The organism is Mucilaginibacter sp. P4_E8, assembly GCF_056401495.1.
The window spans coordinates 43,508-58,724 of the sequence record NZ_JBFUJG010000028.1; the positions used below are offsets into that span (position 1 = coordinate 43,508).

General features: G+C 41.5%; 15 protein-coding genes. 10 read left to right on the top strand and 5 right to left on the bottom strand.

Annotation, left to right across the window (positions count from 1 at the left end; all coding sequences use genetic code 11):
• The first annotated feature begins 115 nt into the window (after nt 1-115).
• From uxuA to AC1DRQ_RS13345, 5 genes are all read left to right on the top strand, one after another.
• A complete protein-coding gene (gene uxuA, locus AC1DRQ_RS13325; RefSeq protein WP_477425075.1) occupies nt 116-1,315 on the top strand; it encodes a mannonate dehydratase in 1,200 nt (399 codons plus the stop codon).
• 132 nt (nt 1,316-1,447) lie between these two features.
• The gene (gene uxaC, locus AC1DRQ_RS13330; RefSeq protein ID WP_477425077.1) at nt 1,448-2,857 is read left to right on the top strand and encodes a glucuronate isomerase; all 1,410 of its coding nucleotides are present in this window, start codon (nt 1,448-1,450) and stop codon (nt 2,855-2,857) included.
• On the top strand, nt 2,857-3,897 hold the full coding sequence (locus AC1DRQ_RS13335; RefSeq protein ID WP_477425079.1) for a PfkB family carbohydrate kinase: 1,041 nt from the start codon (nt 2,857-2,859) through the stop codon (nt 3,895-3,897). Before uxaC ends, AC1DRQ_RS13335 begins: the two co-directional genes overlap by 1 nt.
• Nucleotides 3,894-4,553 (top strand): beta/alpha barrel domain-containing protein, encoded by a 660-nt coding sequence (locus AC1DRQ_RS13340; RefSeq protein ID WP_477425081.1) that lies wholly within the window; start codon nt 3,894-3,896, stop codon nt 4,551-4,553. Before AC1DRQ_RS13335 ends, AC1DRQ_RS13340 begins: the two co-directional genes overlap by 4 nt.
• A 20-nt stretch (nt 4,554-4,573) precedes the next feature.
• Complete coding sequence (locus AC1DRQ_RS13345; protein ID WP_477425084.1) at nt 4,574-5,863, top strand: MFS transporter; 1,290 nt, start codon at nt 4,574-4,576, stop codon at nt 5,861-5,863.
• Between the two features lie 100 nt (nt 5,864-5,963).
• Here AC1DRQ_RS13345 and AC1DRQ_RS13350 read toward each other — a convergent pair whose 3' ends face one another.
• Complete coding sequence (locus tag AC1DRQ_RS13350) at nt 5,964-6,197, bottom strand: hypothetical protein (protein ID WP_477425086.1); 234 nt, start codon at nt 6,195-6,197, stop codon at nt 5,964-5,966.
• A 172-nt stretch (nt 6,198-6,369) separates the two neighbouring features.
• Between AC1DRQ_RS13350 and AC1DRQ_RS13355 the strand changes: the two genes are divergently transcribed.
• The 3 genes from AC1DRQ_RS13355 (at nt 6,370) to msrA (ending at nt 8,378) form a co-directional block, all read left to right on the top strand.
• Complete coding sequence (locus AC1DRQ_RS13355; protein WP_477425088.1) at nt 6,370-7,305, top strand: MBL fold metallo-hydrolase; 936 nt, start codon at nt 6,370-6,372, stop codon at nt 7,303-7,305.
• Between the two features lie 92 nt (nt 7,306-7,397).
• The gene (locus AC1DRQ_RS13360) at nt 7,398-7,637 is read left to right on the top strand and encodes a DUF3820 family protein (protein ID WP_477425090.1); all 240 of its coding nucleotides are present in this window, start codon (nt 7,398-7,400) and stop codon (nt 7,635-7,637) included.
• Between the two features lie 93 nt (nt 7,638-7,730).
• Nucleotides 7,731-8,378, top strand: coding sequence for a peptide-methionine (S)-S-oxide reductase MsrA (gene msrA / locus AC1DRQ_RS13365; RefSeq protein WP_429401097.1), 648 nt, complete (start codon nt 7,731-7,733; stop codon nt 8,376-8,378).
• 110 nt (nt 8,379-8,488) lie between these two features.
• Here msrA and corA read toward each other — a convergent pair whose 3' ends face one another.
• Both corA and AC1DRQ_RS13375 read right to left on the bottom strand, forming a co-directional pair.
• Nucleotides 8,489-9,622 carry a magnesium/cobalt transporter CorA gene (gene corA / locus AC1DRQ_RS13370; protein ID WP_477425093.1) on the bottom strand — a complete coding sequence of 378 codons (1,134 nt, stop codon included), beginning with the start codon at nt 9,620-9,622 and terminating at the stop codon, nt 8,489-8,491.
• Nucleotides 9,623-10,261, bottom strand: coding sequence for a WbqC family protein (locus AC1DRQ_RS13375; protein WP_477425095.1), 639 nt, complete (start codon nt 10,259-10,261; stop codon nt 9,623-9,625). It lies immediately after the preceding gene.
• Between the two features lie 14 nt (nt 10,262-10,275).
• Here AC1DRQ_RS13375 and AC1DRQ_RS13380 point away from each other — a divergent pair, with 14 nt between their 5' ends.
• Nucleotides 10,276-11,160: a lysophospholipid acyltransferase family protein gene (locus AC1DRQ_RS13380; protein WP_477425097.1), complete on the top strand. Its 885-nt coding sequence runs from the start codon at nt 10,276-10,278 to the stop codon at nt 11,158-11,160.
• On the top strand, nt 11,157-12,242 hold the full coding sequence (locus AC1DRQ_RS13385) for a glycosyltransferase family 2 protein (RefSeq protein WP_477425099.1): 1,086 nt from the start codon (nt 11,157-11,159) through the stop codon (nt 12,240-12,242). Before AC1DRQ_RS13380 ends, AC1DRQ_RS13385 begins: the two co-directional genes overlap by 4 nt.
• Here the strand turns inward: AC1DRQ_RS13385 and AC1DRQ_RS13390 are convergent.
• Together AC1DRQ_RS13390 and aroQ are read right to left on the bottom strand one after the other, a co-directional pair.
• Nucleotides 12,211-14,763, bottom strand: a complete 2,553-nt coding sequence (locus AC1DRQ_RS13390) for a mechanosensitive ion channel family protein (protein ID WP_477425101.1) — start codon at nt 14,761-14,763, stop codon at nt 12,211-12,213. The two genes, AC1DRQ_RS13385 and AC1DRQ_RS13390, sit on opposite strands and share 32 nt — an antisense overlap.
• Nucleotides 14,764-14,805: 42 nt before the next feature.
• A partial coding sequence (gene aroQ, locus AC1DRQ_RS13395) for a type II 3-dehydroquinate dehydratase (RefSeq protein WP_477425103.1) occupies nt 14,806-15,217 on the bottom strand: 412 nt, incomplete at its 5' end.

Genomic DNA, 15,217 nt, shown 5'->3' on the forward strand with positions numbered 1-15,217 from the left:
AACCCGTATCCGCAAACGTTTGCGTTGATTGTTTTTTAATATCGCTTTAAACTTGTGCGAATGATGTGTAATTTGCCGGTCAACAACAAACCTATTATACTACGATACCATAATCATGGTGAATAATTTAGAACAAACATTTCGCTGGTTTGGGCCTACCGATCCGGTTACACTTACAGCCATCAGGCAAACTGGGGCTACTGGCATTGTTACATCGCTTTATCACATCCCCAGCGGGGAGGTGTGGCCTTTGGATGAGATCACCGAACGTAAAAAAATGATTGAAGCAGCCGGACTTACATGGTCGGTGGTGGAGAGCGTTAATATTCACGAAAGCATAAAAACAGCTTCGGTCGGCAGAGACAAATACATCGAAAACTACGTTAGCACCCTTAAAAACCTATCAGCAGCAGGTATACATATTGTATGCTATAATTTTATGCCGGTGCTTGACTGGACGCGGACCGATTTGGATTTTCTGTTGCCTAATAAAGGAACCGCGTTAAGATATGATGCAAACGCCCTTGCCGCTTTTGATCTGTACATCCTGGAACGTGAAGGCGCTGCCAATGATTTTACTACTGAGCAACAGCAAGCCGCTAAAAACTATTTAGATAAGATCAGTGCTGATGAAAAAGCGCAGCTGATCGATAACCTGATGGCCGGCTTACCTGGAACCAACAAAGTATTAACCATTCCTGAATTTAAAGAGCATTTAAAACGATACGCCGATACCGATGCGGTTGCTTTAAAAAATAACCTTGGTTATTTTCTGAAGGGTATTATCCCGGGTGCAGAAGCGGCCGGTGTAAAAATGTGTATCCACCCTGACGATCCGCCGTTTCCTATATTGGGTTTGCCGCGGGTAGTGTCAACCGAGCAGGATTTGGTTGATGTGATTAATTTTAGCCCTTCTCCAAGTAATGGCTTAACCTTTTGTACTGGTTCATTAGGTGCAAGGGCAGATAATGACCTGCCTGGCATGGTGGAGAGGTTAGGTGAGCATATTCATTTTCTGCATTTGCGTAACGTACAGCGTGAACCTGACGGCAGCTTTTATGAGGCCGAACATTTAAATGGTAGTACTGATATGTACGCGGTGATGAAAAACATTATTCTTGAGCAGCAAAAACGCCAGCAAAACGGTCGCGAAGATATAGCTATACCCATGCGCCCGGATCATGGTCATAAACTGCTTGACGATTTTAACTATAAAACATACCACGGATATTCGGCTACTGGAAGGCTAAAAGGTCTTGCCGAACTAAGGGGTTTGGAAATGGGCGTTAAACGTTCCTTATTTGATAAAGCATAACAGCCTCACCCTGCCCTCTCCAAAGGAGAGGGTTCAAAAAGTGAAGTTAAAGTCCTCTCCTTTGGAGAGGATTAGGTGAGGCTAACACATAATTTAAAAATTTAAAAGGCAGTTTACCTGCTTATCACACTAATGAAGAGTTTTTTAGATCAGGATTTTTTACTCAATACCAAAACAGCACAGCGCCTGTACCACGAGTATGCCAGCGAATTACCTATTATTGACTATCACTGTCATTTGCCACCTGATCAGATAGCCGAAGACGTTAAGTTTGAGAACCTAACGCGTATTTGGCTATATGGTGATCATTATAAATGGCGGGCCATGCGTGCCAATGGTGTTAATGAGGAATATATCACCGGGAATAAAACCGACCAGGAAAAGTTTGAAAAATGGGCCGCCACAGTACCTTACACGCTGCGTAACCCATTATACCATTGGACACATCTGGAGCTGCAACGCTATTTTGGCATTAATGAACTGCTTTCGCCTGCAACCGCGCAGAAAATATATGCGGACTGTAACGCTAAGCTGCAAACACCTGAATTTAGTGTAAGGGGTATCCTCAAAAGTAAAAATGTAGAGGTGGTTTGTACTACTGATGATCCGCTGGATAATTTAGCTTATCATCAGCAGATTAAACAAGATGGCTTCAGTGTAAAGGTATTACCAGCTTTTAGGCCCGATAAAGCCATGAATGCTGATGATCTTAATGCACTAAACACTTACATTGATCAGTTGGAAGTGGTAGCTAATGTATCTGTATCAAACTTCGACGATTATTTAAAAGCGTTAAAAGCCCGTCATGATTATTTCGCCGCAAATGGCTGCCAATTGTCTGATCATGGCCTGGAGCAAATTTATGCCGAGGATTATACCGACAGCGAAATAGCGGCTATATTCTTAAAAATAAGAAATAAGCAGGCTTTGTTGCCTCTGGAAATATTAAAGTTCAAATCGGCTATGCTGGTGCATTTCGCGCTTTGGGATCATGAAAAAGGCTGGGTACAGCAATTTCACCTGGGTGCGTTGCGCAACAACAATACCCGCGGGTTAACAAATTCCGGTCCGGATACCGGCTGGGATTCAATAGGCGATTTTACGCAGGGCGTAGCTTTATCGCGGTTCCTAAACAAGCTCGATCTGAATAATCAACTGGCAAAAACTATCCTCTATAACTTAAATCCGGCAGATAATGAGCTTATGGCTTCTATGACCGGTAACTTTAATGATGGTTCAGTGGCAGGTAAAGTTCAGTTTGGTTCGGCATGGTGGTTTTTGGATCAAAAAGACGGGATGACTAAACAGCTGAACGCGCTATCGAACATTGGTCTCATCAGCCGTATGGTAGGGATGCTTACCGATTCGCGCAGTTTTTTATCGTTCCCGAGGCATGAGTATTTCCGCAGACTGATTTGTAACCTGTTTGCCGAGGATATAGAGAATGGTGAATTGCCTAATGACCTGGAATGGACCGGCAAGATCATACAGGATATTTGCTATTATAACGCTAAGAATTACTTTAATTTTGATAAGCAGTAATGAGTAACCCTTTTGAAAACGGATCACCGAAAGGCAGTGTTCTTTCATTTGGCGAATTGCTGCTCAGGATTTGCCCTGATGCCGGCGGACAATGGTTGGTTGATAACCAGCTTCCATTTTTTGTTGGCGGCGCCGAATTAAATGTAGCCACAGCCTTAGCGTTATGGGGACTGCCATCAGCTTATTTTACGGCCTTGCCGGATAATGCCATGTCGGCACAGATCTTAACCTATCTGCAGGATAAAAAAGTGGATACTACGCCCGTTTTTATGCATGGCGATAGGATAGGGTTATACTATTTAACCCGTGGTAAAGACATCAAGAATAACGCACTGATATATGACCGGGCCCACTCGGCTTTTGCAGCTTTAAAACCCGGCCAGGTTGATTGGGATAAAGTGCTTGATGGTGTAAGCTGGTTTCACTTTAGCGCGATATGCCCGGCCATCAGCCAAGATGTGGCTGACGTTTGTGCGGAAGTACTGGAAGCGGCATCTGCCAAAAATATTACCATATCGGTTGATCTGAATTATCGGGCCAGGCTTTGGCAATACGGCAAACAGCCGATTGATGTGATGCCGCAATTGGTAAAATATGCAGCCCTGATCATGGGCAACATTTGGGCTGCCGAAAGGATGCTGGGCATACCCGTAGAACCAAATGTTACAGAATCAGGGCAAAAAAGCATCTATTTAAAAGAGGCTTTATTTTCATCAGAAAGTATCATCAGCCAGTATCCTAAATGTAAAGCGGTAGCCAATACCTTCCGTTTTGATGCCGGCGAGGGTATTAATTATTATACTGCACTGTACGATGGCGATCTATTGCATAGTTCAAAACAGTACGATACAGATAAAGTGATAGACAAAGTTGGTAGCGGTGACTGTTTTATGGCAGGGCTGATCTATGGTTTTTACAATAACCTTGATCCGCTGCAAACACTGGAATTTGCAACCTCGGCAGCTTACCAGAAATTATTTATAGAAGGCGATGCAACTACTAAAACGGTTGAGGAAATTACAAAAGCGATAATATCATGAGCAAAAAAGATACAGTACTTGATGCCATATTAACCCAGGGATCGTTACCACTCTTCTTTTATGAAGATGCAGAGGTGAGCCTGGAAATAACACGTACGCTATACAAAGCAGGCATCCGGGTTTTTGAATATACTAACAGGGGCGCAGCCGCGTTGGCCAATTTTATAGTGTTAAAAAAGGCTCAGCAAGAAGAAATGCCGGGTCTGTATTTGGGTATAGGTACAATAAAAACAGCTGCAGAAGCCGCTGCTTTCATTGCTGCAGGTGCCGATTTTATTGTAGCCCCTACCGTAAACCCCGAAGTTGGGGCCGTGGCCAAGCAGCATGATTTATTATGGATCCCCGGTTGCATGACCCCAACCGAAATTAGTGTTGCACAACAGCATGGTGCGGCTTTGATAAAATTATTCCCGGCTAACATCCTGGGGCCTGAGTTTATGTCGTCGATAAGAGAACTATTTGGCGGGCAATTGTTTATACCAACCGGTGGGGTCGAGCTTAACATCGACAGTATCAGCACCTGGTTTAGGGCAGGAGTTTGCGCAGTAGGAATGGGCAGCAAGCTGATCAGCAAAAAGGTATTGGACAATCGTTTATACGACCAGCTATATTCAGATACCATTAAACTAATGGAAATGGTGCAAACCAGTAAATAACCAATTAAAAACCAATTATAATGAAAGAAACCAAAGTTGGAAACTACAGATGGGTAGTAGTTACACTTCTATTTTTTGCCACTACCATAAACTATCTTGACAGACAGGTTATAGGTTTATTAAAACCTGTGTTGGAAGTTCAGTTTAAATGGACCGAAACTGACTACGGTTATATTGTAATGGCATTTGCTACGGCCTACGCTTTAGGACTATTGGCCTTTGGTAGCTTTATTGATAAAATAGGCACCAAATTAGGTTATACCATATCATTAATTGTATGGAGCGTAGCGGCTATGCTTCATGCCATCGTTAAAAGTACCCTGGGTTTTGGGATAGTTAGAGCTGCTTTGGGCTTAGGCGAATCAGGTAATTTTCCGGCTGCCATAAAGGTAGTGGCCGAGTGGTTCCCTAAAAAGGAGCGGGCGCTGGCTACCGGGATATTTAACTCTGGAGCTAATATTGGAGCAGTAGTGGCGCCGGTAATGGTACCCTGGATATTAGGTATTTATGGATGGGAGATGGCCTTTTTAATTACCGGGGCCATCGGTTTTGTATGGCTTATATTCTGGTGGATATTTTATGAAATACCTTCAAAACACAAAAAAATAACACCCGAGGAATTTGCATTCATTCATAGTGATGTGGAGCTTTCGGTTGTACCAGAAGAAGAAAGCAAAATAAAATGGGTGCAGTTATTCGGTATCAGGCAAACCTGGACATTTGTTATTGGTAAATTTTTAACAGATCCAATATGGTGGTTTTTCCTGTTCTGGTTACCTTCTTATTTTTCAAGTACATTTCATCTTGATCTCACCAAACCAAGTCTGCCTTTGATCATAGTTTATACGGCTACATCAATTGGGAGTATTGGCGGTGGATATTTATCATCGTACTTCATTAAAAAGGGATGGCCGGTGTTTAAAGCCCGTAAAACTGCCATGTTTATATTTGCTTTATGCGTAATACCTATAGTAACAGCAAAGTATGCAACTAATATTTGGCAGGCAGTTGGTCTGATCAGTTTAGCGGCAGCTGCCCACCAGGCCTGGAGTGCCAATATTTTTACTACCGCATCAGATATGTTCCCTAAAAGGGCACTTAGCTCGGTTGTAGGTATAGGTGGTATGGCCGGTTCAGTAGGTGGTATATTATTCCCTTTTTTAGTAGGGCATATATTGGAATTTTATAAAGAAAGCGGGCACCTGATAACAGGCTACAATATTATTTTCCTGATATGCGGTTGTGCTTATTTGCTGGCATGGTTTATCATGCACCTGCTTTCGCCTAAAATGAAACCTGTTAATTTATAATTAGGTCATAAGTTACAAAACAAAGCGACCAGCATATTAGAATATGCTGGTCGCTTTGTTTTGAGCATTTTTATTAAATAATTAAACTTGATCAACTTTTTTATTTGGCAGCTACCTGTTCTGCCAATTCATCAATCCAGCTTGACAAATAAGGTTCAGTACCGGTTAGCCTGATCCATTGAYCGTCAGCATCTTTAGCTATGATCAGGTGCAGTGTTCCATCAGTTGACTTAAATTCAAACGCATTGTTAAAATTGGGATAGGCTATTGCTTGGGCGGTACCGTCAATCTCACTATCGGTACCGGTAAGTTTGGCATTAAATTGTTCTTCCATTGTGTATACTTTAATTATCTAACACGTTTATATGCATTTGTGTTTTACTTGTTAACCCAGATGCGTATGACGCAGGTGCATTAAAGCGTTTATATCTTTAAAATTAGCCCTAAACCAAAGCTGTTAAAACTTTTAACATCAGCTTGTTGTTCTGTTAATAATTATAAAATAAATGAACAGATTACTTAGTGCCAAATATTTTCAGGTAACTCAAAGGGTATGGGGAACCAGGCTGCTATTTGTAAATGTATACATGATAGCCAATCGCCCCGGTTCAACAAAAGGTTGGGTATTGGTTGATACCGGATTAAAGGGCTCGGCAGATAAAATTATTGCTATGGCCGAAGCCCTCTTTGGCCCTGGTACTAAACCAGGTGCAATTGTACTTACACATGGCCATGCAGACCATGCCGGCAGCCTTCGTGAACTTTTAAAACACTGGAATGTGCCGGTTTATGCCCATGCACTTGAACTGCCTTACTTAACCGGGAAATCATCCTATCCGCCTACCGATCCGTTTGTGGGTGGCGGCTTAATGAGCTTGTTATCTGCGTTCTTCCCGGTTAAACCGATCCATATTCGCCATAAAATTAATACTATAGATGTGGATGAAGGGATACCTTACCTGCCAGAATGGAAAGTGATTGAAACGCCCGGACACTCGCCCGGACATATATCTTTATTTATGTCGGCTAATTCCGTCTTGCTGGCAGGCGACGCACTGGCCACAACCCGCACAGAATCGGCACTTTATGAGCTTAATTATATCAAAAAACTAACCGGGCCTCCTCAATATTTCACCGTGAATTGGTTGGCTGCTGCGATATCTTTACGGAAAATAGCAGAACTTAATCCACGTACTATAGCACCTGGGCACGGGCCGGTTATGCGCGGCCGTGAATTGCAGGATGATCTGCAGGAACTTGCAGCTAATTTTGAAGCGGTAGCCGTACCCGCAAGCGGACGATATGTGGGACATCCCGCTATTGCAGACGAAACAGGAGTAACCTATGTGCCGCCGTTTGTGAGCAATGTTAAGTTTAAGGTGATTGTTGCCTTTGCCGCAGCATTTGCAGGGTTTATAATAATGCGACAATTGCAAAGATAAGGCGGGAAAGACTAATGAGTTTGTTATCGTGACAAAGTTGTTTTTTTCACTATTGATCTATCGTAAAACTCTACCTTTACAGAGTGGAAAACATGCAGCCTGACCCGAAGATACTTGTGGATATTGTACAAACAAGAATGCCGTATGGTAAATATAAAGGCACTATTATAGCCGATTTGCCTGTATATTATTTGGAGTGGATGTCGGGTAAGGGATTTACAAAGGATAAAATGGGAATGCTGTTATCAACTACGTTCGAGATCAAAACAAATGGATTGGGCGAAATACTTTTTATGGTTAAAAAGTCCCTTAAACAGGGTGGCGGTTTTTAATTTGCATAAAACAGTTCAAGATTACTTTGTTGTGACCAACCGACTGAAAGGTTTACAACGTATATCCGTCTAAATACATAAATCATTATAATCATGAAAAAGTTGATCTTATATATCGCAGGCATTTTTTTATTTGTAGGCTGCGCTAATGGACAGTCGTCTGATAAGTTTCCCTCATTGCCAAACCCAAAGACGGGCGAAGCCGTGGCTACCTTTGGAGGTGGCTGTTTCTGGAGCATGAGCGAGGCTATGTCTGAGCTTAAGGGTGTAAACAAAGTTGTTTCGGGATATGCGGGTGGTAATACCAAAAATCCAACCTATCAGGAGGTAAGTTCACAAAATACCAATCATGCCGAAACGGTACAGGTTTATTACGATCCTAAAGTGATCAGTTATGATAAACTGGCCGAAGGGTTTTTCTTTGCGCATGATCCTACCACCTTAAACCGCCAGGGTCCCGATGAAGGTACCGATTATCGTTCCATAGCTTTTTATCGTACACCAGAAGAAAAAAATACTTTACTGGCCACTATTAAAAAAGTGAACGAATCGAAGCACTACAACAACCCAGTGGTAACCCAGGTTGTTCCGTTTGCTGCCTTTTATCCGGCAGAAACCTATCATCAGGGATACTACAGGACACATGATGACAATCCTTATATAGAAGGTGTATCGAAACCAAAAGTGTTGAAATTCAGGAAAGCTATGGCTGCCGATCTGAAACCGGAGTTTAAGAAGTAAAGAGCTCCTCTAAATCTCCCCCTAAAGGGAGGATACTTTTGAATGTCTTTTTAAATTGCGGAAAAACTTTTATCTAAAGCCCTCCCCTTTAGGGGAGGGTTGGGTGGGGCTTAAAGCTTATTAAACCAACCTTTTCGCCAGAATACAAATAGCTGAAAAAGGGCTATTAAAAACATAAATATAAGGGCATATACATAGCCATGGTTCCAGTATAACTCGGGCATGTTATCTTTAATAATGTGGCCTTTATCGTCCTGTCTTGAAAAATTCATTCCATATATACCGGCAATAAAGGTTAAGGGAATGAATATTACCGATATAATGGTGAGCACTTTCATGATTTCGTTCATGCGGTTGCTCACCATCGATAAATACAGGTCAATAATGCTGGAGGTTACTTCCTTATAGTTCTCTATCAGATCCATGGCCTGTATACAATGATCGTAAGCATCGCGTAAAAACACCTTTACTTCGGCTGTTATCAACGGGCTTTCAGAACGGATCATATCATTGATCTTGTCGCGTTCGGGCCAGCTTGCCCTGCGTACGATGATCAGGGTGCGTTTAATTTGCTGGGAGTTAAACATGATGCTTTTATCCGCATCGCTGTATACCTTATCCTCAATGGTGTCCAGTTTGTCGCCAATCTGGGCCAGCAGTATAAAGTAGGTATCAATAATGGTATCAGTTAAGGCATAACACATATAGCCCGGGCCAGCAGTACGTATTGCACCTTTACCTGCCTTAAGCCGGGCTTTTACCGCTTCAAAATGCTCCTCATAATCTTCTTCAAAACTAATGATTATGTTATCCTTAATAATGGCCGAAAACTGGTTGTTCACCAGTTCATCCTCCTTGTTAAAATGAACTATGCGGCTGGTGCTAAAAGCATAATCATCATATTCATCAAACTTAGGGCGCTGATGGGTATTGGCAATATCCTCAAGCACCAGCGGATTTATGTTGAGATACGTTCCTATTTGCTCAATCAGTTCGGCATCGCCAAGGCCATTGATCTTTATCCAGTGGGTCCATTTAACATGGCCATTACATTTCTTAAACTGGTCCAGTATAACTTTTATATTCTTTCCTTCAGAAGTCAGCAGCTCATCCTTATGATAAGAGAATATGGCTATATGCGGTTTAACCGCATCTTCGGGAATTATTACCAGGCCTGGCCGGTCGCCAACATTACCCGTATGCCTGCGAACTTTATAACGTACGCGTTTAATCCTGTTGTCCATTTATAAATAATTAATACTTTGCGGGCCCTGGTTAAATAACAGATCAACAATGCTCAGATTTTTCAGGAACCCTTTACGCTCTTCAAAAACCTGAAAGTAGGGTTTTTGTTCCAGCTCAGCTTCTTTTTTGGGGGTGATGGAAGTTCTGAAGTCAGCAACGGAGGTATACTCCGGATGATACTCGTCGGTGTACAGGATATCGGTTTTGATCTTCAAGAGCCTGAACAGTAGTTGCAGCAGTTGTTCATTATAATCAAACAGATAAGGAATTTGCTTTTGCTTCTGATAAAACGTAATAAAATCGTCTTCATAATATTCAAAAAAAGCCGACCGCCGATAACAGGCCCCGAGGCTTCGCCAATGCAGGGTCTGCCAGTCAAAATCGTAGCTTATTTTTACATCTTTAAATTTGGTGTGGTTTTTTGAACCTTTTACAACCGGTACCACCAACGTTAGTGAACCATCGGGCGAGTAAATATTGGCCCGGTTGCGATAAGTTTGTTTAGGGAAATGTTCTTCTCTTTCTATCAGTATATCAGGTTTATAAGTATTTAGTTTTACAAAATACTCTACCGGTGGAAGATAAAACATAGGGAATACAGCACCTTTTTCAATCATATATTTTATGTTTGTGTCCAAAATTGGTTAAAATAATGATAAAAAAAGGGTTTTTAAGGTTGGGTATATTTTTTTTATACCTTACGTCGTTACTTCCCTTTTGGTTTTTATACCTGATAGCCGATGTTTTATTTGTTATTATCTATTATTTTATCCGTTATCGTCGTGACGTTGTACAGCAAAACCTGGCCAATGCTTTCCCTGAAAAAACTAAGAAAGAACGCCATGATATTGAATTTAAATACTATCGCTACCTTGCTGATCTGATTGTGGAAACGGTAAAAATGATCACCGTATCTGAAAAGCAAATTCAACGCCGGGTAGTGGCAACCAACTCCGAACTGGTTCATGAGTACTTTGCCAAAGGAAAAAGCATTATTGCCGTAGCCGGTCATTACTGCAACTGGGAAATGGCGGCATTGAACTTTAACTTTGTTACCGATAAAAGATTCATGATAGTTTACAAGCCACTATCAAATGCCACATTTAACGATTTTTTTGTTAAGATACGTTCGCGTTTTGGAGGGCAGCCCGTTGCTATGAGGCAAACCATGCGTAAAATGGTTGAATATAAGAATGAATTAACGGTGAGTGTGCTGGTTGGCGATCAAACCCCGGTGATGCACGAAGTAAATTACTTTACCAATTTTTTAAATCAACCAACTGCCGTATTTTTGGGCATCGAAAAAATATCAAAAGCAATTGATGCTGCTGTGGTGTTTTACGATATGAAACGCGTTAAAAGAGGTTATTATACGTACACTTTGGTTCCCTTAACAGAAAATGCTAAACAAACTGCTGAACATGAGATCACGGACGCGCATGTGCAGTATTTAGACGGAATGATCAGGAGGGAACCGCAATATTGGCTATGGTCTCACCGGAGATGGAAGTTTAAGCCGGAGGACACACATAAATGATCAATACACCTAAAGTTGCTGTAGTTATATTAAATTGGAACGGCGTTAAATACCTTAAACAATTTTTACCCGCTGTTTTGGCCTCAACCTGGCCAGGGCTGGAAGTTGTAGTAGGCGATAATGCTTCCTCAGATGATTCTCTGACATTTATAAAAGAAAACCATCCAAGTATACGAATCATACAAAATGATCAAAACTACGGCTTTACAGGTGGCTATAACCGGGTATTGAGCCAGGTGGATGCCGACTATTACATATTACTGAACTCTGATGTTGAAGTAATGCCCGGCTGGATTGAGCCTGTGATCAGTTTGATGGAAAGTGACCCTTTAATTGCTGCTGCTGCACCCAAAATATTATCATTTGCCCAAAAAGACCAGTTTGAACATGCCGGGGCCGCCGGTGGTTTTATAGATACCTTTGGTTACCCGTTTTGTCGCGGCCGTATGTTTTATGAAGTAGAGCATGACCAGGGGCAGTATGAGCAATCAGACGAAGTGTTTTGGGCCTCGGGTGCTTCCTTGTTCATTAAAAAGAAGTGTTGGGATGAAGTAGGCGGCTTTGACGAATACTTTTTTGCCCACATGGAAGAGATAGACCTTTGCTGGCGCCTCAAAAATATGGGCTACAAGGTAATGTATTGTGCACAATCGGCCATATATCATGTTGGGGGTGGTACGCTCAATGCCGAAAACCCGTTTAAAACCTATCTGAATTTCAGGAACAACCTGCTGTTGTTAAAAAAGAACCTTCCGTTTTGGAGAGCCTTATTTGTGATAACCCTGCGTTTTTGTATGGATCTGCTTGCCATAGCAAGATTTTTAGCCGAAGGCAAACGCAAAGATGCCTGGGCGGTAAGCCGTGCGCATCAGAATTTTGTACTTCATCTTTTTGGGATACGGGTTTCGGGATATGGGGTTAAGGATTTAGAAAACGGAAAAAACAGTTCATCCCCTAAAACACATCATTCAAAACGCACAATCCATAACTTAAAAGGCATGTACAAAGGTAGTATTGTATGGAGCTTTTTTGTTAAAAAGAAAACCAGGTTTACTGATCTTGATCAGGCTGATTTGCTTTAACGTCATCCACGTCCTGTTTTTTTACCTTTTTTGTTGCCTTAACTTTAGCCTTAACCTGATCACTTTTCACAATGCTATCCTGTGGTAACAATAGGTGTACATCCTGCTGAGGGAAAGGTATCTCAATACCTTCTTTGTTAAACGTGTCATAAATATCGGTCAGTACACTGCTTTTAAGCCCTAACCATGTATTGATATCGGCTGCCCAAAAAAGCACCCGAAAATCTACAGTGCTTTCACTCAGGTTATGCAGCAATACCGATGGTTCTGGTGTCGGCATAATATCATTATGAGCGCTTAATACACCGTTTAACAAGCCTTTAACTTTTTCAATGTTGGTGCCATAGGCTACACCCACAATAAGCTCAACACGGCGGTTATTGTTACTTAAGGTCCAGTTAATTACATGGTGCGATATCAGGTCGCCGTTCGGGATGATCACCTCAGCGCCATCGCTGGTAGCGATTTTACTTGCCCGTATGCCAATATCAAGTATAGTGCCCGAGCGGTTATCCACCTCAATAATATCACCCACCTGTATCGGTTTTTCAAAGGCCAGTATCAGTCCCGAAACCAGGTTGTTCACAATATTTTGTAAACCAAAACCTATACCTATACCAAATGCGCTTATGATGATGGTTATTTTATCAATAGGCACTCCGGATGCCGCAACCGCCAGGAAAAAGCCTACTGCAATAACACCGATACGGATCAACAGGGTGGAGGTACGGTTTTTCTTTTTAAGCACATCCATATCATGGGCGTGCTTGGCAGATACATCATACAGGTAACTGATGATCTTTGAGAAAATGGACGACAGCCAGATCACGGCAATAAATATGATCACGCTTTGAAAGGTGAACTGTGTATTGGTACCGCCAATGCTGCGGTTGGCTGTTAAAAAGTCTTCAATATGGGTAAACACAGCGTCCTCAATACTCAAATTTTGGGTAAGCATAACCAACCACAATAAACTGGTTAATACTGTAAGCACGCTTCTGAATTTGTTTTTAAGTAATTGAAAATCAATATACGAAGTAAGGTTATTACTGTTTTTACTGGCTTCCAGCTGTAAAAACAAGGCCTCCATGATCATCTGCACTATGTAGTACATGGCCATGGCCAGCCATAAGTTATGTACGGCGGTTACACCAATTATTTTGGCCAGACTAAAACGGCCAAAAACATTGCATATAAATGAAGCAGCCTGAAGCACAATAAAAAACTTCAATACAATACCTGTATAAGGTAAAAAATCATTGGGCGATTTACGTACAACAGGTAAAAGCCTGATGCTGATAATAGCCGAAGCCAGCCCAAGAACAAGTACAATAACCCTGTCAGCATTGGTTACCTGTATAAATAAATTACTTAAACAGTAAATATTGGTAATAACAAATAACTGAACCAGGTAAGTGAATAAGGGTTTGGTACAGGTTTTTTTTGCCAGGTAAAGCATAGCTGTGATCAGGATAACAAAAAAGGTTTCCAGTACCACTACTGGCGGGTGATCATAAAAATTAGGGATCARCGTAAAAGCGATAATGATTGAGGAAGTTATTGGATAATTAATTACATACTTAGCCTGGCTAAATACATTATCTGAAGCATCATTGGTTTTAAGTATTTTCTTTCGGCTTGCATACACCCATGCCAAAAAGCCCAATAAAACCAATAACCCCGAAAGGTGTATCAATATATCGCGCCCGATAAAAAAGCTAAAAAGCTTGGAGTTCATGGCGGCGGTTTTTGACAGGGCCTCTTTGAAATCACTCCCTTCATCGGCTTTCATAGCCCAAATGTTGCTGTACTCGGCAGATAATGCCCTAATGCTAAAGTCTCTTATTTTAAGATCTATTTGGTCTTTTAGGTCAAGTATGGATATGTATACAGACGAAGTACGGTTTTGCAGTAAACCTATCTTCACCATTAATTTTTTATTAACGGTATCAAGCCGGTGGTATTTGCTGTCGATAGCTATTTTCTGGATCAGGAAAGTGGTAGCAAGCGAGCTGTCGGCCGGGAGGATCTTTAAAACGCTATCTTGTGATATGGCATTAAGATCGGTTTGGTTTTGAACCAATTTTGAGTTGATATCGGCCAGTTGTTCCTGCCAAAGGTCAAGCTGGTCATCGCTGCGGGTTAAAACATCGCGTATGGCGTACAAATAACGCAATGTGCTCGATTTGTCATTATCAATCAATGGTTTGATAAGGTTTACACGTCTTTCATATTGGGGTAATTGAGCGCTTATATCAATCGTATCAACATCTTTTGAAAGATTGGTTTTGATCTGATTAAAAGCAGAGGTATAATATTCAACCTTTTGCAGCAGGTTATTTGTTGATGTATCTGATCTTTTGAGCGATCGCATCATCGAGTCGCGCGATAGGATGGCTGCCCGAAGCGAATCCCTTACAGAGCGGGGTTTTTTCTTCTTTGTTTGGGCCAGTGCATCCGCGCATGAAAAAAGCGTGATAAACAGTAAACAATATGTTGTAACCTTTAATAATTTATGCATCTGGATAACCTCTTGTATCTTGATTCTTATCTCTATTTATGTTTATCCGTTCAACAGGTTTTCAATAGCCAGCCGGTACGAATCCATACCAAAACCCGCTATTACACCTTTACAATTTGCCGCCAGCATTGATGTGTGCCTAAATTCTTCACGTTTATGAACGTTTGATATATGTACCTCAATAACCGGTGTATTTATGGCGGCAATAGCATCGGCAATAGCAATAGAAGTATGGGTGTATGCACCTGCATTCATCACAATTCCATCATAGCTAAAACCAATTTCGTGCAGTTTGTTTATAATTTCGCCTTCAACATTACTTTGGTAATAATTAATAGTGATGTTTGCATAACGCTTGCGCAGTTCTTCCAGGTATGTATCAAAGTTGGTATTGCCATAAATTGATTTTTCGCGTACGCCAAGCAGGTTTAAATTAGGGCCGTTTATAATTTGT

What these genes read in the sequence shown, in the direction of transcription:
- uxuA (WP_477425075.1), top strand. Translation starts at nt 116, where the DNA reads ATGGTGAATAATTTAGAACAAACATTTCGCTGGTTTGGGCCTACCGAT.
- uxaC (WP_477425077.1), top strand. Translation starts at nt 1,448, where the DNA reads ATGAAGAGTTTTTTAGATCAGGATTTTTTACTCAATACCAAAACAGCA.
- AC1DRQ_RS13335 (WP_477425079.1), top strand. Translation starts at nt 2,857, where the DNA reads ATGAGTAACCCTTTTGAAAACGGATCACCGAAAGGCAGTGTTCTTTCA.
- AC1DRQ_RS13340 (WP_477425081.1), top strand. Translation starts at nt 3,894, where the DNA reads ATGAGCAAAAAAGATACAGTACTTGATGCCATATTAACCCAGGGATCG.
- AC1DRQ_RS13345 (WP_477425084.1), top strand. Translation starts at nt 4,574, where the DNA reads ATGAAAGAAACCAAAGTTGGAAACTACAGATGGGTAGTAGTTACACTT.
- AC1DRQ_RS13355 (WP_477425088.1), top strand. Translation starts at nt 6,370, where the DNA reads ATGAACAGATTACTTAGTGCCAAATATTTTCAGGTAACTCAAAGGGTA.
- AC1DRQ_RS13360 (WP_477425090.1), top strand. Translation starts at nt 7,398, where the DNA reads ATGCAGCCTGACCCGAAGATACTTGTGGATATTGTACAAACAAGAATG.
- msrA (WP_429401097.1), top strand. Translation starts at nt 7,731, where the DNA reads ATGAAAAAGTTGATCTTATATATCGCAGGCATTTTTTTATTTGTAGGC.
- corA (WP_477425093.1), bottom strand. Translation starts at nt 9,622, where the DNA reads ATGGACAACAGGATTAAACGCGTACGTTATAAAGTTCGCAGGCATACG.
- AC1DRQ_RS13380 (WP_477425097.1), top strand. Translation starts at nt 10,276, where the DNA reads ATGATAAAAAAAGGGTTTTTAAGGTTGGGTATATTTTTTTTATACCTT.
- AC1DRQ_RS13385 (WP_477425099.1), top strand. Translation starts at nt 11,157, where the DNA reads ATGATCAATACACCTAAAGTTGCTGTAGTTATATTAAATTGGAACGGC.